This window comes from Streptomyces roseoverticillatus, from assembly GCF_000719265.1.
In the GTDB taxonomy this organism is placed as follows: Bacteria; Actinomycetota; Actinomycetes; order Streptomycetales; family Streptomycetaceae; genus Streptomyces; species Streptomyces roseoverticillatus.
Window position 1 is genome coordinate 81,021 of sequence record NZ_JOFL01000003.1, and the last position, 17,571, is coordinate 98,591.

Here is a 17,571-nt window from a genome sequence, read left to right on the forward strand (position 1 = left end):
CGATGGATAGAGGAAAACATCTGTGGCCTCAGTGGCTCAACAGCGCGCCCGATGAATGGGCCATTGGTACAGTTACTGACGGGAAACTCCGACCACGAGGAGGCCGTTGGCCCATGGCCGTGGACACACTGGACGCGAAGATCCTCCGGTTGCTGCTGGAGCAGCCCCGGACGAGTGTGCGCGAGTACGCGCGCGTGCTGGGCATCGCCCGCGGCACGCTGCAAGCCCGGCTGGACCGGCTGGAGCGCGACGGTGTGATCACCGGTTCGGGGCCGCGCCTGTCGCCCGCCGCCCTGGGCCACCCCGTCCTGGCGTTCGTGCACATCGAGGTCACCCAGGGGCACCTGGACACGGTCGCCGAGGCGCTGGCGGAGGTCCCGGAGATCATGGAGGCCTTCTCGACCACCGGGGGCGGCGATCTGCTGGCCCGGGTGGTCGCGCGGGACGCGGCACACCTGGAGGACGTGATCCAGGTGCTGGTCCGGACGCCGGGGGTGGTGCGCACCCGTACGGAGATGGTGCTGCGCGAGCGCGTGCCCTACCGGGTGCTGCCCTTGGTGGATTCCGTGGGACGCGCGGCGCAGCGGGGCGGGTGAGGGGCTGCCGGGCCGTCTGCAGCATGCTGGTCCGCATGAGCTTTTCGCGTCATTCCCGGAATCCTGCGGTCATTTTCGATCTCGACGGAACGCTCGTGGACAGCGAACCGAATTACTACGAAGCGGGTCGCCGGGTGCTGGAGCAATACGGCGTGCCCGGCTTCAGCTGGGAGGAGCACACCCGGTTCATCGGGATCGGCACCCGGGAGACGCTGGAGACCCTCCGCCGTGAGCACGGCATCGAGGCCCCGGTCGACGAGCTCCTCGCCGCCAAGAACCGCGCCTATCTGGAGCTGGCCGGGGCGCACACGGAGGCGTTCCCGGAGATGCGCAGGTTCGTGGACCTGCTCCACGGGGCGGGCGTGCCGCTCGCCGTGGCGTCGGGCTCCTCGCGGGCGGCGATCGAGGCGGTGCTGGCCCGTACGGGGCTCGGCGGCGTGCTGACCACGCTGGTCTCGGCCGAGGAGGTCGAGCACGGCAAGCCCGAGCCGGACGTGTTCCTGGAGGCCGCACGGCGGCTCGGGGCGGCGCCGGGCGACTGCGTGGTGGTCGAGGACGCCCCGCCCGGCGCCGAGGCGGCCCACCGGGCGGGGATGGGGTGCGTGGCGGTGCCCTACGTGCCGGGGACCGCCGGCGACCCCGCTTTCGCGTCGGCGGGGCTGCTTTTCCCGGGCGGCCAGAAGGAATTCGACGCCCGGCGGGCCTACGAGTGGGTCACCGGGGGAAACTGAGGCGCCCCCAGTTTCTTGCCACCGAAGGACCGGTGCGATTATCGGCTCGCTCGGCATTACGGGTGAGGTGAATCGCCCGGCTCAACACGCGAGGAACAGAGGCATACATGGAGCGATCCGGAAGACCGGTCCGCCGCTGGGGCGCGGCCGCGGTCGCATCGGCCGCGGCGGTCGCCGTCGTGCTCCCGGCGACGACCGCCGAGGCCGCGAGCGGCCCGTCGGTCAGCGCCAAGGGCGCGTTCCTGCTCGACAGCGGCAAGAACAGCGGACTGTGGGGCAAGGACGCCGACACCAGGCGGCAGATGGCCAGCACCACCAAGGTGATGACCGCGGTGACCGTCCTGGACACCAAGGGCGTGGACCTCGACAAGAAGGTCACCGTCAAGCAGTCGTACCGCGACTACGTGGCCCGCCAGGGCGCGAGCACGGCCGATCTGCGCACGGGCGACAAGCTGACCGTACGGCAGCTGCTGTACGGCCTGATGCTGCCCTCGGGCTGCGACGCCGCGTACGCGCTCGCGGACACCTTCGGCAGCGGCGGCACCGAGGCGGCGCGGACGGCGTCGTTCATCGCCAAGATGAACAAGAAGGCCGCCGACCTGGGCCTGAAGAACACCAAGTACGACTCCTTCGACGGCATATCCCGGGCGGGGAACAACTTCACGACCCCGCGCGACTCGGCGCAGCTGGCCCGGCACGCACTGGGCAACAGCACGTTCCGGACGGTGGTCAAGTCGTCGGCGACCCGCCAGAAGGCGGCGAACATCAACCGCACCTACTACTGGGACAACACCAACAAGCTGCTCGGGTCGTACAAGGGCGCCATCGGCATCAAGACCGGCACCGGCACGACGGCCGGTGCCTGCCTGGTCTTCGCCGCCGAGCGGAACGGCCGGACGGTGGTCGGCGTCATCCTCAACGACGGCGCCGACCGCTACCCGGACGCCGTGAAGATGCTGGACTGGGCCTACCGGGCCAAGACCAGCGTGAAGCTCCGCCAGCTGCCGGAGTCGGCGCAGAAGGACTGACGGGCCCGGCCCGGGCGGGCCACAGCGGGCCCCGCCGGCTCAGCCGGCTCAGCCGGCTCAGCCGGCTCAGCCGAGGAACGTCAGCCGCACCTGGCGGTCCGGATTGTCCCTGTTGGTGTCGACCAGGCACACCGACTGCCAGGTGCCCAGCTCCAGGTGCCCGCCGATGACCGGGAGGGTCGCGTGCGGGGGCACGAGGGCGGGGAGCACGTGGTCGCGGCCGTGGCCGCGGCTGCCGTGGCGGTGGCGCCAGCGATCGTCCGCCGGAAGCAGGTCGTGGAGGGCGGACAGCAGGTCCTCGTCACTGCCGGAGCCGGTCTCCAGGACGGCCACGCCTGCCGTGGCGTGCGGGACGAAGACGTTGAGCAGCCCGTCGCGGCCGGCGGCCGCCTCGCGCAGGAACGCCTCGCAGTCGTGCGTGAGGTCGTACACCGTCTCCGCGGAACCGGTGGCGATGTCGAGGACGTGGGTGCGGAAGGAGCCATGGGTGTCTGCCATGGCTCCATTTTCGTACGCGGGAAGAGATCTCCCCTCCTCCGGGTTGGTAGAACCATGAACAATCCTGGGGTGCGTGAGACCGAGGTCGTGGTGATCGGCGCCGGGCAGGCGGGACTGTCCGCCGCCTACCACCTGCGCCGCGCGGGGTACGAGCCGGACCGGGACTTCGTCGTCCTGGACCGCTCCCCGCGCCCGGGCGGCGCCTGGCAGTTCCGCTGGCCGACGCTCACCTACGGCAAGGTGCACGGCATGCACGCCCTGCCGGGCATGGAGCTGACCGGTGCGGACGGCTCCCGGCCGTCGTCGGCCGTGATCGGCGGCTACTTCGCCGACTACGAGCGCGCCTTCGACCTGCGCGTGCACCGGCCCGTCGACGTGCGCGCGGTGCGCGACGGGCAGGACGGGCGGCTCACCGTCGAGAGCTCCGACGGCCCGTGGTCGGCGCGGGCCCTGATCAACGCGACCGGCACCTGGGACCGGCCCTTCTGGCCCCGCTACCCCGGCCAGGCGGCCTTCCGCGGCCGTCAGCTGCACACCGCCCGCTATCCCGGCCCCCAGGCGTTCGCCGGGCAGCGCGTGGTGGTGGTCGGCGGCGGCACCTCCGCGGTGCAGCACCTACTGGAGATCGCCGAGGTTGCCGCCGCGACGACGTGGGTCACGCGCAGGCCGCCGGTCTTCCGCGAGGGTCCCTTCGACGAGGAGTGGGGCCGCGCCGCGGTCGCCCGCGTCGAGGAGCGGGTGCGCCAGGGGCTGCCGCCGCAGAGCGTCGTCTCGGTGACCGGGCTGCCCATGACGGAGGCCATGGAGCGGGCGCGGGCGGCCGGCGTGCTGGTCCCGCGGCCCGTGTTCGACCGCGTGACCCCCACCGGCGTGGCGTGGGCCGACGGCAGCACCCTCGACGCCGACGTCATCCTCTGGGCCACCGGCTTCCGGGCCGTCGTGGACCACCTCGCCCCGCTGAAGCTGCGCGAGCCCGGCGGCGGCATCCGCCTGGAGGGCACCCGCGCGGCACGCGACCCCCGCGTCCACCTCGTCGGCTACGGGCCGTCGGCGAGCACCATCGGGGCCAACCGGGCGGGCCGTGCGGCCGTACGAGAGATCCGCGCACTGCTCGGTTCTTCACAGCCGCTGGTCCCTGCGGCAGTATGAGACCCTCCGGATGATCACCGCGGGAACGCCGGTGACGGGATCCGCCGCGCGGTGACGGCCGCCGCCCGGCGAGCGAGGAGGGGTCATGCGCGTCGGGCTGTTCGTGACCTGCGTCAACGACACCCTCTACCCGCGCACCGGCCGGGCGGTCGTCACCCTCCTCGAACGGCTCGGCGTCCAGGTGGACTTCCCAGCGGAACAGAGCTGCTGCGGCCAGCCGCTGTTCAACACCGGCTACCGGCACCGGACCGAACCCCTGCTGCGCCGCTACGCCGCCGCCTTCCGCGACCACGACTACATCGTCACCCCTTCCGGGTCCTGCGCGGCCATGGTCCGCGACAACTACCCCCGGATCGCAGCGAAGGCCGCCGCCGAGGGCCGGGACGCGGCGGTTCCCGAGGCCGTGACCGAGGCGGCGGCCAGGACCTATGAGCTGACGGAGTTCCTGGTCGACGTCCTCGGAGTGACCGACGTGGGCGCCTGCTACCCGCACACCGTCACCTACCACCCCACCTGTCACGGGCTGCGAGTGCTCGGCCTCGGTAACCGGCCGCGCCGGCTCCTGGAGCACGTCGAGGGCCTGGAGCTGCGGGAGCTGCCGGGAGCGGAGGAGTGCTGCGGCTTCGGCGGCACCTTCGCCGTCAAGAACCCGGCCGTCTCCGCCGCCATGGGCGCCGACAAGGTCCGAGCCGTCACCGCGACCGGCGCCCGCGCCCTGTGTACGGTCGACAACTCCTGCCTCATGCACCTCGGCGGGATCCTCGCCCGGGAAGGCTCTCCGGTCCGCCCCGTGCACATCGCCGAGATCCTGGCCGGGACCAAGGACGACCCGGTGCGTCCGCACGGCACGGCCCGCAGGGGAGGCGCCCGGTGACCGGCACCTACTTGGGGATGCCGTCCTTCCCGCGCGCCGCCGAGTCCTCAACGCGGGACGGCCGGCTCCGCGCCAACCTCCGCCGCGCCACCCGCACCATCCGCGCCAAGCGCGACCGGGCCGTCGCGGAGCTGGACGACTGGGAGCGGCTGCGGGCCGCCGGAGCCGCGGTCAAGGACCGGACCCTGCGCCACCTGGACCACTACCTCGTCCAGCTCGAGGAGTCCGTGGCCCGGGCCGGCGGCACCGTCCACTGGGCGGCCGACGCCGCCGAGGCCAACCGGATCGTCACCGGTCTGGTGCTGGCCACCGGCGAACGCGAGGTCGTCAAGGTCAAGTCGATGGCCACCCAGGAGACCGGTCTCAACGGCGCCCTCGCCGCGGCCGGCATCCGCGCGTACGAGACCGACCTCGCCGAGCTCATCGTGCAGCTCGGCGACGACCTGCCCTCGCACATCCTGGTGCCCGCCATCCACCGCAACCGGTCGGAGATCCGCGACATCTTCCGCAGCCGCATGGCGGACTGGGGCCTCCCGGCGCCCGAGGGGCTTACCGACGCCCCCGCCGATCTCGCCGAGGCCGCACGGCTGCACCTGCGCGAGAAGTTCCTCCGGGCGAAGGTGGCCGTTTCCGGGGCCAACTTCGCGGTGGCGGAGACCGGCACGCTCGTCGTGGTCGAGTCCGAGGGCAACGGCCGCATGTGCCTCACCCTCCCGGAAACCCTGATCTCGGTGGTCGGCATCGAGAAGGTCGTGCCCACCTGGCGCGATCTGGAGATCTTCCTGCAGCTGCTGCCGCGCTCGTCGACGGCGGAGCGCATGAACCCGTACACCTCGATGTGGACGGGCACCACCGACGACGACGGCCCGCGCGCCTTCCACCTGGTCCTCCTCGACAACGGCCGCACCGACACCCTTGCCGACGCGATCGGCCGCCGCGCGCTGCGCTGCATCCGCTGCTCGGCCTGCCTGAACGTCTGCCCCGTGTACGAGCGGGCCGGGGGCCATGCGTACGGCTCGCCGTACCCGGGACCGATCGGGGCCGTGCTCACGCCCCAGCTCCGCGGCCTCGCCTCGCCCCTGGAGGAATCGCTCCCGTTCGCCTCCACCCTGTGCGGCGCCTGCTTCGAGGCGTGCCCGGTGGCCATCGACATCCCCGAGATCCTGGTCCATCTGCGGGAGAGGGTCGTGGAAGGCGGCCCGGTGACGGTCCGGGGCACCCGCACCGTCATCAAGCCCGCGAAGCGGCACGGCGCCGAGCGCGCCGTGATGCGGGCCGCGGGCTGGGCGTTCGACCACCCGCGCGCGCTGCGCCGGGGCCAGCGACTGCTGGCCCGCACCCGCGGCCTCCACCCCCGGCGGCTCCCCGGACCGGGCCGCGCCTGGTCGGACACCCGCGACCTGCCGGACGTCCCGCCCGAGTCGTTCCGCGACTGGTGGGCCCGCACCCGAGGCGGAACCGGCCGTACAGGAGGCACCTCTTGACCGGCGAATCCGGCAGGGAACTGATCCTTGGCCGCGTACGACGGGCCCTCCGCGACGTGCCGGCGTCGGAGCAGCCGGCCGATCACCCCGTGCCGCGCGACTACGCGGAGAAGCACGGCGAGCGCTCGCACGACGCGACCGTCGGCCTCCTTGCGGAGAACCTGGCGGACTACCGCGCCCTCGTCCACCGCACGGACGCGCCGGGGCTTCCCGCACTCCTCGCCCGTCTGTTCCTCGAACGCGGCGCCCGCCGGGTGGCCGTACCGGCAGGGCTTCCGGTCGGCTGGCTCGCCGGAGCACCCGCCGAACTCCTCGTAGACTCCCCCGATCTGACGGCCGATGAGCTCGACTCCGTCGACAGTGTCGTGACCGGCTGCGCGCTGGCGATCGCCGAGACCGGGACGGTCGTGCTCGACGCGGGCCCGGACCAGGGGAGCCGCCGCCTCACGCTCGTGCCGGACCACCACATCTGCGTAGTGCGGACCGGCGACCAGGTCGTGGACTCCGTCCCGCAGGCCGTCCGGCGGCTGTCCCCGGCACGGCCGCTGACCTGGATCTCGGGCCCGTCGGCGACGAGCGACATCGAGCTGGAGAGGGTCGAGGGCGTGCACGGGCCGCGCACCCTGGAAGTGGTCCTCGTGACGGGCGACCCGCGCGAGCTGTGAGCAGTTGTCCATGGGCGCGACGCTACGCCCGATGCGATCGCCGATGCGGCGGGTTGTCCACAACCCCTGCCATATGAACTGCTTAGTGGGAGGAGTCGAGTTGAAGCTGCCCCTGCACGACATCACGGTCGTCGCCCTCGAACAGGCCGTGGCCGCCCCGTTCGCCACCCGCCAGCTCGCCGACCTCGGCGCGCGCGTGATCAAGGTCGAGAGACCGGGGCGCGGGGACTTCGCCCGCGACTACGACCGCAGGACCAGGGGACTCTCCGCCTATTTCGTCTGGGTCAACCGCGGGAAGGAGAGCGTCGTCCTCGACCTCAAGGCCGGGGAGGACCGCGCCCTGCTCGGCCGGCTCCTCGCCCGCGCCGACGTGTTCGTCCAGAACCTGGCCCCCGGCGCGGCGGGACGGCTGGGCCTCGGCAGCGACGTGCTGCGCGCCCGGCACCCCCGCCTGATCACCTGCGACGTCTCGGGATACGGCGCGGAGGGTCCGTACCGCGACAAGAAGGCCTACGACCTGCTCGTGCAGTGCGAGACCGGGCTGGTCTCGCTCACCGGGGACGCCGGCGCCCCGGCCCGCCCCGGCATCTCCATAGCCGACATCGCGGGTGGCATGTACGCCTACACCGGCATCCTCACCGCCCTCTACGAACGGGAGCGCACCGGCGAGGGCACGGCCCTGTCCGTCTCGCTCTTCGACGCGCTCGCGGAGTGGATGGGGCAGCCGTACTTCGCGGAGGCCTACGGCGGCGCTCCGCTCCCCCGCAGCGGGGCGCGCCACCCGTCCATCTCGCCGTACGGGCACTACCGCTGCGGCGACGGCGAGCAGGTGTTCCTGAGCGTGCAGAACGACCGGGAGTGGACGGCCCTGTGCGAACAGGTGCTGCGGCAGCCCGGGCTGGTCCGTGACCCCCGCTTCGCGGACAATCCGCTGCGCCGGTCCCACGACGACGAACTCACCGCCGTCATCGAGGAGCAGTTCGCCCCGCACACGGCGGACGGGGTGGCCGCGCTGCTCGACGGGGCCGGGATCGCGAACGCCCGGCTGCGGACGGTGGCCGGGTTCACGGCCCATCCGCAGCTCGCGGCACGCGACCGCTGGCGCGAGTTCGGTTCCCCCGCCGGTCCGCTGCGCGGACTGCTCCCCCCGGTCGAGGTGCGGGGCCGGGAGGCGGCCATGCGGGCGGTGCCTGCGCTGGGGGAGCACACGGACGCCGTCCGCGCCGAGTTCGCCGCACCGGACGGCACTGCAGCGGCGGCCTCCGACGCCGGTGAGGAGCGGAAGCCGGCGGGCTAACCGGCCCGGTCGAGGGGGCGCTTCGCGGTCTCCGGGAGGATCACGTAGACGCAGGCGGACACGAGGCAGAGCCCGGCCACGTACCAGGGGAACGCCCCCGGGTGGCCCGCATCCTTGAACCAGGTGCCGAGGTACGGTGCGGTGCCTCCGAAGAGTGCCACGGTCAGCGAGTAGGGAAAGCCGATCCCCGCGGCCCGCACCCGCGCAGGGAACACCTCGGCGTTCACAGCCGCGGCGATCGAGGTGTAGCCGGTGAGCAGCACCATGCCCGCGCACTGCACGAGCAGCAGCGACGCGAAGGAGCTGCCGATCGCGTGCAGCAGGGGGACGGCCAGGACGGCGAACCCCACTGCGAAGCCGATCAGCAGGGGCTTGCGGCCCACGCGGTCCGACAGCAGTCCGCCGAGGGGCTGCAGCGCGGCGAAGAAGGCCAGCGAGATCGTGCCGACCGCAAGCGCATCGCCCTTGCTGATGCCGGCGTTCATCTGGGCGTAGGCCGGCAGGTAGGTGGTCCACGTGTAGTAGGCCAGTGTGCCGCCGGCGGTGATGCCGCAGATCAGCAGGGACTGCCGAGGATGGCGGCGCAGCGCCTCGAAGACGGCCGGGCGCTCGGACGTCTTGTCCGGCACGTCGTGGGTCTCCTGGGCACCCTGCCGGATCCAGAAGCCGGCCAGGCTGATGAGCGCGCCGACGAGGAACGGCACGCGCCAGCCCCAGTCCCCCATCTGGCCTTCGGTGAGGAGGTGGGCGAGCAGGGCGGCCGTGCCCGAGGCGAGGAGCTGACCGATGGTGGTGGACACGTACTGGAAGCTGGAGAACAGCCCCCTGCGGCCCGGGCCCGCGGATTCCACGAGGAACGTCGTGGACGCGGCGAACTCTCCTCCGACCGAGAGCCCTTGGACCAGCCGGGCGACCACGAGGACCAGTGGGGCGAGGACGCCCGTGGCGGCGTAGGTGGGGGTGAGGGCGAGGAGCAGGCTGCCGGCGCCCATCAGCAGGATGGTGACCGTGAGGGCCGCCCGCCTGCCGCGCCGGTCGGCGACCGCCCCCATGAGCAGGCCGCCGACGGGGCGCATGAAGAAGCCGACCGCGAAGACGGCGAAGGCCGAGAGCAGCGGCACGAGGGAGTCGCCGGAGCCTTTGGGGAAGACCTGGTCGGCAAAGTAGACCGCCAGGAAGGAGTAGGCGTACCAGTCGTACCACTCCGCGGCGTTGCCGACGGACGCCGCGGCGAGCTGGCGCACGGAGGAACGGGGTGGAGGCGGGGAAGGGGGCTTGGATGGTTCGCGGCCCGTCCCGCCGCGGGTGGCCATGCCGCCGTCGGCGGGTCCGGACAGTGGCTCGGATTGCGTCATGATCCTTTGGATCCCCCCGGCAACGGTTCCGCACACCCGTACGAACTCCGTTCATGGAGCCTTCACAGAGCAGCCGTCATGGACCGGCCTTCACACGTCGGCCGTCACGCGCCCTTCGTCCCGTCGTACGAGCGCGGCGTAGTGCCCATCCCCCGCGAGGAGTTCCTCATGGGTGCCGCGCTCGGTGACCCGCCCTCCGTCGAGGACGATGATCTCTTCGGCGTTGCGGACGGTCGAGAGCCGGTGCGCGATGGTGATCGTCGTCCGCCCGGCGGAGAGGGCGTCGATCGCCTGCTGGACGGCGTGTTCGGTGCGGGTGTCCAGGGCGCTGGTCGCCTCGTCGAGGATGAGGACGGGAGGGTCGCGCAGGATTGTGCGGGCGATGGCCAGACGCTGCTTCTCGCCGCCCGAGAAGCGGTACCCCCGCTCGCCGACGAGGGTGTCGTACCCGTCGGGGAGGGCGTCGATGTGGTCGTGGATCTGTGCGGCGCGGGCCGCCGATCTGATCTCCTCGTCCGTCGCGTCGGGCTTGGCGAAGCGGAGGTTGTCCGCGACGGAGGCGTGGAAGAGGTAGGTCTCCTGGGAGACCACTCCGACGGCCCTGGCCAGGGTGTCGAAGTCGAGATCGCGGACGTCGACGCCGTCGATCAGGACGCGGCCGCCGGTGACGTCGTAGAGCCTGGGGACGAGATAGCTGAGGGTGCTCTTGCCGGAGCCGGTCGGCCCGACGACGGCGAGGCTGCCGCCCGCCGGCACGGTCAGGCCGATCTCGCTGAGCGTGGGGGCCGAGGGCTCGCTCGAGCCCGGCGCGTCGTAGGCGAAGGTGACGTCCTCGAAGCGCACTTCGCCCCGCACCTCCTCCAGCCGGACCGGCTTCTCCGGCTCGGCGATGTCCACCGGCAGGTCGAGGTATTCGAAGATGCGCTGGAAGAGCGCCATGGAGGTCTGCATCTGCACGCCCGTGGACAGCAGGCTGACGGCCGGCCGGAACATGCCCTGCTGCAGGGAGACGAAGGCCACCAGCGTGCCGGTGGAGATGCCCGGGCCGCCCGTCTCCAGGGCGATGCCCGCGGCCCAGTAGATGACGGCGGGCATGGCGGCCATGACGATGCCGATGGTCGACATGCGCCAGCGCCCGGCCATGTTCGCCCGCACTTCGAGGCCGACGAGCCGCTCGGACTCCTTGCTGAAGGCCTGGGTCAGGGAGTCGGCGCGGCCCATCGTGCGGCCGAGCAGGATGCCGCTGACGGAGAGCGACTCGGTGACCATCGCGGCCATGACGGCCATCTGCTTCTGGCGCTGCGACGTGATCCTCTTGCGCTCGCGGCCCACACGGCGGCTGATGGCGACGAACACCGGCAGCAGGAGCAGCGAGACGACGGTCAGCCGCCAGTCGAGAGCCAGCATCGCGACCACCGTGGCGACGACGCTGGTGAGGTTGGAGACGAGCGAGGTGGCCGTGGAGGTGACGGTGGCCTGCATGCCGCCGATGTCGTTGGCGATGCGGGACTGCACCTCGCCGGTGCGGGTCCGGGTGAAGAACGCGAGCGGCATGCGCTGGAGGCGGTCGTAGACAGCGGCCCGCAGGTCGTGCATGACGCGCTGGCCGACCGTCGTGGAGAGCAAGGTCTGCAGGACGCCGAAGACGCTGTTGACGACCGCGGAGACGATCATGCCGAGCGCGAGGAGGGTCAGCAGTCCCGTGCGCCCCTGGGGGATCGCGGTGTCGAGGATCTCGCGGAGCATGAACGGCGAGGCGACGGAGACGAGCGAGGAGGCGGCGACGAGAAGGCCGACGAGGGCGAGCCGGCCGCGGTAGGGGCGGAAGAGCCGGAGGATGCGCCGGACCTGGGCGGGCTGCTCGGGGTCGGCGGGCGGTGGGGTCCAGTGCTGTTCGTCGTGTTGCATGAGCTCCTGGATTTCGGAGACGACAGTGACGATTGCCGAGCTTAGCTCACTGTTACCTAAGCTCACAATAGACATTGTCCTGGTAACCTTGCGATCATGACCGCCCCCGACCCGTCCGGACAGCTCGCCGAGCAGTTGCTGCGGCTCACCCGCAGGCTCCACCGGGCCCAGAAGCGCTATCTGGACCCGGTCGGGATCACGCCCGCCCAGTCCCGGCTGCTGCGCACCGTCGCGCACTGCGACCACCCGCCCCGGATGGCCGACCTGGCCCAGCGCCTGGAGGTCGTGCCGCGGGCCGTCACCACCCTCGTCGACGCCCTGGAGACCGGCGGCTCGGTGCGCCGGGTGCCCGATCCGTCCAACCGCCGGGTCATCCGGATCGAGCTGACCGACGAGGGCCGCCGGATCCTGCGGAAACTCAGGGAGGCCCGCCGCGCAGCCGTGGAAGACGTCCTGGCGCCCCTCTCCGCCGCGCAGCGCGATCAGCTGGGAAGCCTCCTGGACGAGCTGATGGCGGGCCCGGGTCCCTCCCGCTGATGCCCGGACCGGGCGGGCGCGGCGCCCCGGGAGCGCCTCGCGCCCGCCCGGCGGGGGCGATCAGGCCGGTCAGCAGGACCGGCTGTCCTCCGTCAGTTCGCCCTGGGCGGTGGCCAGGGTCCGGTCGTAGCAGGCGCCCGGCCCGAGGAGGCGGTAGCGCTCGCGCGAGACGCCGGTCGCGTGCCGCCGCTCACGGGGGACGTTCTGGTTGTACGCGGCGTCACCCGTGTAGGTGTCGTCGAGCCGCGACCAGTCGATCCGCTTCCCTGCGCGGAGCGTGACGCTGTCGGAGCGGTCGCCCATGGTCATCACGGTGCGCAGCCGGTCGCCGGAGCCGGTGGAGATCTCGCCGTCCATGCTGTAGACGCGGTGGGCGCTGGTCGTGACGGCGGGTCCCCGGCCGTCCACGGTGACGTTCTCGTCGTCCGTCCAGCGGGCCCGGAGCCCGTCCTTCGATTCTCCGTCGGTCCAGCGGTGGGTGGAGGCTCCGGCGACCTTGCGGGTCACCGTGGTCGCCACCCTGCCGTGCGAGGTGTCGACGTAGCCCGCGACCGTCAGGGAGTGCCCGCCGTCGGCCTTCAGTGTGTGCTCGGTGCCGGGCTCGTAGGCGACCTTGTTCGCAGGCGTGCCGGTCGTGTGCGCGGTGAGCGCTCCGGTGACGCGGTTCGCCCTGGAGTCCTGCCACACCAGGACGTTGGTGGGGGTGCTCCAGCCGCTCTGGCCCTCGGGGACTCCGGTCACCGAGATCGCGATCCGGTGTGGCTTGCCGTCGTTGAGCCGCCCGGCGAACGGCGTCAGGTCGTACTCCAGGGGCCGCACGTCGAAGGCGCGCGGCCCGGGGATGACGTACCACAGGAAGGGGTTGGACCAGCCGCCCGTCCATACCGTGGGGAAGGGCGCGGCGATGCCGGCGAGCTTGCCGTCCACGGACACCTGGACCTCGCGGTACGGGCCGTCCTTGGCCTTGCAGGAGTACGGTGCCGCGTCCGGCACCGTCAGGTACCAGAACTCCTCGCAGCCGCCGCCCGAGCCCGTCGCGTACACCTCCGCCACGATCCGCTCACTGTTGCGCGGCGTGGTCAGCATGCCTTCGTAGGACGTACCAACGTTGTGCGCGCTGTCGAGAGTGAGGACTTTGTCAGGCGTCTGCGCCGGCCGGGCCCGTCCCTCGGCGGCGTAGAAGGCCAGGGTCGCCTTGACTTTGATGACACCGGTGTAGGTCTCGTTCACCAGGTTGCCGATGAGCATCTCGACGGGCTGCCGCTCCCGGAAGGTGGCGGAGTAGCGGGTGACGTCCTTCTCGACATGCCAGGTGATGCCTTCGGGCGAGGGCTCCGGGGTGGAGGTGCGCAGAACTTCCACCCCACCGACCTGCAGGTAGCCGAGGCGGTCGTACTGCCGTCCGGCGACGGCACCGTCGAGCCGCAGGACGACCTTGTTCCAGCGGTCGCCGCAGCCCTTGGGCGGCAGGTACGTGCTCTTGTAGGGCGTGTAGTCGCGGAATTCGGTGTCGGCGAGCGTCACGGTGCAGGACGTGGTGTCCGGCGTGGCGACGGGCGGGCCGGCGGTGACCGGGTCGTGCCAGTCGGTGCCGAACTCGGCCGGCGGGCCCGCGGCCAGGGCGGGGCCCGCTCCCAGCGCCAGGCCGGCGGCCGCGGCGCACACTGCGAGGAACAGTCGTCTCATGGGGCAGGAGTGAAGCGCTTCGTACTGCAGTGCGCCAGGGCCCCTTTTGGCCTGACTCGGCGTCAGTGTGTGAAAACCAGTTGAATGCGGCACTCCAGTGGCGCGAACCTTTCACAGCTCCTGCCGCCCCGCCCAACCCCCTGGGAAGTCATGCAGATTCGCGACCTTCCGTACTCCGATCCCGGCCGGCCCGACGCGAGGTCGGGACCGCGCCTCCTGCTCTGGCTCGGGCGGAACCAGCCGGCGGGCCAGGTCAAGGCCCTGGCGTGGGGCGTGGTGCACATGGCCGCCGTGGCCGCGCTGCCGGTAGCCCTCGGCATCGCCGTCCAGGCCGTGGTGGACCGCTCGGGCGCCCGGCTGGCCCTGGCGGGCGGGCTGATGCTGCTGCTGGGCGCGCTCATAGCGCTGGGCGACACCATGCTGCACCGTGCGGCGATCACCAACTGGATCACGGCCGCCGCCCGGCTGCAGCAGCTTCTGGCCCGCAAGACGGCCGAGTTGGGGGCCACGCTGACCCGCCAGGTCGCCGCCGGAGAGGTCGTGGCGGTGTCGACCGGCGATGTCGAGAAGATCGGATGGTTCGTGGAGGCCCTCTCGCGCTTCGCCTCCGCGCTGTTCACCACGCTCGCCGTGTGCGTGGCCCTCGTGATCTACCAGCCCGCCCTGGGCACGCTGATCGCGCTGGCGGTGCCGGCGCTGGTCCTGGCCGTGCTGCCCCTGCTGCCGCCGGCGACGAAACGTGCCGACGAGCAGCGGGAGAAGGCGGGTTACGCCACGGAGCTGGCCTCCGACACCGTGGCCGGGCTGCGCGTGCTGCGCGGCATCGGCGGCGAGGAGCTGTTCCTGGACCGCTACCGGCGCGCCTCCCAGGAGGTGCGCCGGGCAGCCGTGCGCAGCGCCCGGATGTGGGCGCTGATCGCGGCCGTCCAGGTGCTGCTGCCGGGGGTGCTGCTGATCGCGGTGGTCGGGTACGGGGTCGGGCTGGTGGAGGACGGCCGGGTCGGCGTCGGCGAACTGGTCACCGTCTACGGCGTGGTGACGTTCCTCCTCTTCCCGCTGCGGGTGTTCGAGGAGATCGCCATGGCGTACTCCTTCTCCCGTCCTTCGGCGGCGCGCGCGGCCCGCGTGCTGTCCTTGGCTCGCACGGCCGGCGCGGATGCGGGTGAAGGGCCCGCATCCGCGCCGGCAGGGGATCTGTACGACCCGGAGAGCGGGCTGTCGGCTCCGGCGGGGCGGCTGACCGCGGTGGTGTGCGGCGATCCGGACCTGGCGGGCCGGCTGGCCGACCGGCTGGGCGGGCATGCCTCGGCCGGTTCCGAGGGGGCGCCGTCGGCGTTGCTCGGCGGTGTCGCACTGGACGATCTGCCGCTGGAGGCGGCCCGTACCGCGGTGCTCGTCCAGGACAAGGACCCGGTGCTGTTGTCGGGGACGCTCGCCGAGCTGCTGGACGTGCCCGCCTCGGGTGCCGTAGCGCCCGGAGCCGCACTGGCCGCGGCGCAGTGCGGCGACGTGCTGACCGCCCTGGCGCAGGCCTCTCCGGACGCCTCGGGCGACCCGATGCGGACCCGGATCACCGAGCGGGGCCGCTCGTTGTCGGGAGGGCAGCGGCAACGGCTGGCGCTCGCCCGGTCACTGGTGACGGACCCGCAGGTGCTGGTGCTCGACGAGCCCACGTCGGCGGTCGACTCGCACACGGAGGCGCGGATCGCCGACGGGCTGAGAGGCCTGCGGCAGGGCCGTACGACGGTGGTGTTCTCCTCCAGCCCGCTGCTGCTCGACCGGGCGGACCGCGTGGTGTTCGTGCAGGAGGGCCGGGCCGTGGCGGTGGGCACGCACCGCGGGCTGCTGCGCGACGACCCGGCGTACCGCGCCGTGGTCACGCGGGAGACGGACGCCGTGCCGGCGGCGGCAGGGAAGAGGGACCCGGAGCTCTCCGAGCTCGGTCGGAGCGAACAGATCGAGGAGTCGGCATGATCGGTGTGGCACCCCCCGCGCACGACCCCGCGGCGCCGGAGTCGGCGACCACGCTCCCGGTCGCCGGTCCCGCGACCGTCCGGGCCTACGTGCGCGAGCTGCTCCGCAGACACCGGAGAGCGTTCGTGCTGCTGGTGACGGTGAACGCCGTCGCCGTGACCGCTTCCATGACCGGCCCCTATCTGCTGGGCGGGATGGTCGAGGACCTGGCGGCCGGGGCGGAGAACATCCGCCTGGGGCGCACGCTCTCGCTGTTCGCCGTCGCTCTGGCCGTGCAGGCCGTGTTCGTGCACATGGTGCGGCTGCGTGGGTCGGTGCTCGGCGAGGAGATCCTGGCGGACCTGCGCGAGGACTTCCTCGTGCGGTCGGTGGGGCTGCCGCCGGGCGTCCTGGAACGGGCCGGCACCGGTGACCTGCTGTCGCGGATCACCACGGACATCGACCGGCTGGCGAACGCCATGCGCGAGGCCGTGCCCCAGCTGGCGATCGGCTTCGTGTGGGCGGCGCTGCTGCTGGGAGCGCTGGCGGTGACAGCGCCGCCGCTCGCGCTGTGCGTGCTGGTCGCGGTGCCGGTGCTCGTCATCGGCTGCCGCTGGTACTTCCGCCGGGCGCCCGCCGCCTACCGTTCGGAGGCCGCGGGGTACGCGGCCGTGGCGGCGTCGCTCACCGAGACGGTTGACGCCGGGCGGACCGTCGAGGCGCACCGGCTGGGCGAGCGCCGCGTGGCGCTGTCCGACCGGCGGGTCGCCGAGTGGACCCAATGGGAGCGGTACACGCTGTGGCTGCGGTCGGTCCTCTTTCCGGTGATCAACGTGACCCACTCGCTGGTCTTCGGCTCCGTGCTGATCATCGGCGGTGTCTTCGTGCTGCGGGGCTGGGTGTCGGTGGGGCAGCTCACGACGGGCGCGCTGTTCGCGCAGATGCTCGTCGAGCCCGTCGGCCTGATCCTGCGCTGGTACGACGAGCTGCAGATCGCGCAGGTGTCGCTGGCCCGGCTGGTGGGGGTGCGCGAGATCGGGACGGGGGACGCGGACGACGGCACGGACCCGAAGGGCCGGGAGGTGCGGGCCGACGAGGTGCGGTTCGGCTACCTGGCGGGCAACGACGTCCTGCACGGTGTCTCCCTGGCGGTCCGGCCGGGGAGCCGGGTGGCGCTCGTCGGGCCGTCCGGCGCGGGGAAGTCGACGCTGGGCCGGCTGCTGGCCGGCATCTACGCGCCGCGCTCGGGCGCGGTGACGCTCGGCGGCGCGGAGCTCGCGCGGATGCCGGCGGAGCGGGTGCGCCGCCACGTGGCCCTGGTCAACCAGGAGCACCACGTCTTCGTGGGGTCACTGCGCGACAACCTGCTCCTCGCCCGGACGGACGCCGGGGACAGCGAGCTGTGGGCCGCTCTCGGCGCGGTGGACGCCGACGGCTGGGCCCGGGCGCTCACGGCCGGCCTGGACACCGCGGTGGGCTCGGGCGGGCTCGCGCTCACCCCCGCCCAGGCCCAGCAGGTCGCGCTGGCGCGGCTCGTGCTCGCCGATCCGCACACGCTGGTGCTGGACGAGGCGACTTCGCTGCTGGACCCGCGGGCGGCCCGGCACCTGGAGCGCTCGCTGGCGACGGTCCTGGAGGGCCGTACGGTGGTGGCCATCGCGCACCGGCTGCACACCGCCCATGACGCGGACGTGATCGCGGTGGCGGAGGACGGCCGGATCTCCGAGCTGGGCAGCCACGACGAGCTGGTCGCGGCGGGCGGCACGTACGCGGCGCTGTGGCGCTCCTGGCACCGGTAGCCGCCCGCCGG

General features: G+C 72.7%; 15 protein-coding genes. 11 read left to right on the forward strand and 4 right to left on the reverse strand.

The features are described 5' to 3' along the window. Positions 1-113 precede the first annotated feature (113 nt). From IF61_RS0104190 to IF61_RS0104200, 3 genes are all read left to right on the forward strand, one after another. Positions 114-596: an Lrp/AsnC family transcriptional regulator gene (locus IF61_RS0104190; protein WP_030364845.1), complete on the forward strand. Its 483-nt coding sequence runs from the start codon at positions 114-116 to the stop codon at positions 594-596. Between the two features lie 35 nt (positions 597-631). Further along, positions 632-1,327: an HAD family hydrolase gene (locus IF61_RS0104195; protein ID WP_030364846.1), complete on the forward strand. Its 696-nt coding sequence runs from the start codon at positions 632-634 to the stop codon at positions 1,325-1,327. A gap of 107 nt (positions 1,328-1,434) precedes the next feature. Further along, positions 1,435-2,355, forward strand: coding sequence for a D-alanyl-D-alanine carboxypeptidase family protein (locus IF61_RS0104200; RefSeq protein WP_030364847.1), 921 nt, complete (start codon positions 1,435-1,437; stop codon positions 2,353-2,355). Positions 2,356-2,421: 66 nt separating this feature from the next. On the opposite strand, the gene IF61_RS0104205 is transcribed toward IF61_RS0104200, so the two are convergent. Then, complete coding sequence (locus IF61_RS0104205; RefSeq protein WP_030364848.1) at positions 2,422-2,853, reverse strand: YjbQ family protein; 432 nt, start codon at positions 2,851-2,853, stop codon at positions 2,422-2,424. Positions 2,854-2,907: 54 nt separating this feature from the next. Between IF61_RS0104205 and IF61_RS0104210 the strand changes: the two genes are divergently transcribed. The 5 genes from IF61_RS0104210 to IF61_RS0104230 all read left to right on the forward strand — a co-directional run bounded on the left by IF61_RS0104210 (position 2,908) and on the right by IF61_RS0104230 (position 8,322). Further along, positions 2,908-4,002: an FAD-dependent oxidoreductase gene (locus IF61_RS0104210; protein WP_030364849.1), complete on the forward strand. Its 1,095-nt coding sequence runs from the start codon at positions 2,908-2,910 to the stop codon at positions 4,000-4,002. Between the two features lie 85 nt (positions 4,003-4,087). Next, a complete protein-coding gene (locus IF61_RS0104215) occupies positions 4,088-4,876 on the forward strand; it encodes a (Fe-S)-binding protein (protein ID WP_030364850.1) in 789 nt (262 codons plus the stop codon). Continuing rightward, positions 4,873-6,360: a lactate utilization protein B gene (locus tag IF61_RS0104220; RefSeq protein WP_030364851.1), complete on the forward strand. Its 1,488-nt coding sequence runs from the start codon at positions 4,873-4,875 to the stop codon at positions 6,358-6,360. The genes IF61_RS0104215 and IF61_RS0104220 overlap by 4 nt, the downstream gene beginning before the upstream one ends. Further along, on the forward strand, positions 6,357-7,025 hold the full coding sequence (locus tag IF61_RS0104225) for a LutC/YkgG family protein (RefSeq protein WP_030364852.1): 669 nt from the start codon (positions 6,357-6,359) through the stop codon (positions 7,023-7,025). Before IF61_RS0104220 ends, IF61_RS0104225 begins: the two co-directional genes overlap by 4 nt. Positions 7,026-7,125: 100 nt before the next feature. Further along, positions 7,126-8,322 carry a CaiB/BaiF CoA transferase family protein gene (locus IF61_RS0104230; protein WP_245684392.1) on the forward strand — a complete coding sequence of 399 codons (1,197 nt, stop codon included), beginning with the start codon at positions 7,126-7,128 and terminating at the stop codon, positions 8,320-8,322. Here IF61_RS0104230 and IF61_RS0104235 read toward each other — a convergent pair. Continuing rightward, positions 8,319-9,635: an MFS transporter gene (locus IF61_RS0104235; RefSeq protein WP_030364854.1), complete on the reverse strand. Its 1,317-nt coding sequence runs from the start codon at positions 9,633-9,635 to the stop codon at positions 8,319-8,321. The two genes, IF61_RS0104230 and IF61_RS0104235, sit on opposite strands and share 4 nt — an antisense overlap. Before the next feature lie 132 nt (positions 9,636-9,767). After that, positions 9,768-11,585, reverse strand: a complete 1,818-nt coding sequence (locus IF61_RS0104240) for an ABC transporter ATP-binding protein (RefSeq protein ID WP_030364855.1) — start codon at positions 11,583-11,585, stop codon at positions 9,768-9,770. Between the two features lie 96 nt (positions 11,586-11,681). Between IF61_RS0104240 and IF61_RS0104245 the strand changes: the two genes are divergently transcribed. Beyond that, positions 11,682-12,122 (forward strand): MarR family winged helix-turn-helix transcriptional regulator, encoded by a 441-nt coding sequence (locus tag IF61_RS0104245; RefSeq protein ID WP_030364856.1) that lies wholly within the window; start codon positions 11,682-11,684, stop codon positions 12,120-12,122. Between the two features lie 69 nt (positions 12,123-12,191). Here IF61_RS0104245 and IF61_RS0104250 read toward each other — a convergent pair whose 3' ends face one another. After that, positions 12,192-13,808: a peptide-N4-asparagine amidase gene (locus tag IF61_RS0104250; protein WP_030364857.1), complete on the reverse strand. Its 1,617-nt coding sequence runs from the start codon at positions 13,806-13,808 to the stop codon at positions 12,192-12,194. Positions 13,809-13,958: 150 nt separating this feature from the next. On the opposite strand from IF61_RS0104250, the gene IF61_RS0104255 reads away from it, so the two are divergent. Beyond that, complete coding sequence (locus IF61_RS0104255) at positions 13,959-15,782, forward strand: ABC transporter transmembrane domain-containing protein (RefSeq protein WP_030364858.1); 1,824 nt, start codon at positions 13,959-13,961, stop codon at positions 15,780-15,782. Further along, complete coding sequence (locus IF61_RS0104260; RefSeq protein ID WP_030364859.1) at positions 15,779-17,560, forward strand: ABC transporter ATP-binding protein; 1,782 nt, start codon at positions 15,779-15,781, stop codon at positions 17,558-17,560. The genes IF61_RS0104255 and IF61_RS0104260 overlap by 4 nt, the downstream gene beginning before the upstream one ends. Positions 17,561-17,571: the final 11 nt, after the last annotated feature.

What these genes read in the sequence shown, in the direction of transcription:
- IF61_RS0104190 (WP_030364845.1), top strand. Translation starts at nt 114, where the DNA reads ATGGCCGTGGACACACTGGACGCGAAGATCCTCCGGTTGCTGCTGGAG.
- IF61_RS0104195 (WP_030364846.1), top strand. Translation starts at nt 632, where the DNA reads ATGAGCTTTTCGCGTCATTCCCGGAATCCTGCGGTCATTTTCGATCTC.
- IF61_RS0104200 (WP_030364847.1), top strand. Translation starts at nt 1,435, where the DNA reads ATGGAGCGATCCGGAAGACCGGTCCGCCGCTGGGGCGCGGCCGCGGTC.
- IF61_RS0104205 (WP_030364848.1), bottom strand. Translation starts at nt 2,853, where the DNA reads ATGGCAGACACCCATGGCTCCTTCCGCACCCACGTCCTCGACATCGCC.
- IF61_RS0104210 (WP_030364849.1), top strand. Translation starts at nt 2,908, where the DNA reads ATGAACAATCCTGGGGTGCGTGAGACCGAGGTCGTGGTGATCGGCGCC.
- IF61_RS0104215 (WP_030364850.1), top strand. Translation starts at nt 4,088, where the DNA reads ATGCGCGTCGGGCTGTTCGTGACCTGCGTCAACGACACCCTCTACCCG.
- IF61_RS0104235 (WP_030364854.1), bottom strand. Translation starts at nt 9,635, where the DNA reads ATGGCCACCCGCGGCGGGACGGGCCGCGAACCATCCAAGCCCCCTTCC.
- IF61_RS0104240 (WP_030364855.1), bottom strand. Translation starts at nt 11,585, where the DNA reads ATGCAACACGACGAACAGCACTGGACCCCACCGCCCGCCGACCCCGAG.
- IF61_RS0104245 (WP_030364856.1), top strand. Translation starts at nt 11,682, where the DNA reads ATGACCGCCCCCGACCCGTCCGGACAGCTCGCCGAGCAGTTGCTGCGG.
- IF61_RS0104250 (WP_030364857.1), bottom strand. Translation starts at nt 13,808, where the DNA reads ATGAGACGACTGTTCCTCGCAGTGTGCGCCGCGGCCGCCGGCCTGGCG.
- IF61_RS0104255 (WP_030364858.1), top strand. Translation starts at nt 13,959, where the DNA reads ATGCAGATTCGCGACCTTCCGTACTCCGATCCCGGCCGGCCCGACGCG.
- IF61_RS0104260 (WP_030364859.1), top strand. Translation starts at nt 15,779, where the DNA reads ATGATCGGTGTGGCACCCCCCGCGCACGACCCCGCGGCGCCGGAGTCG.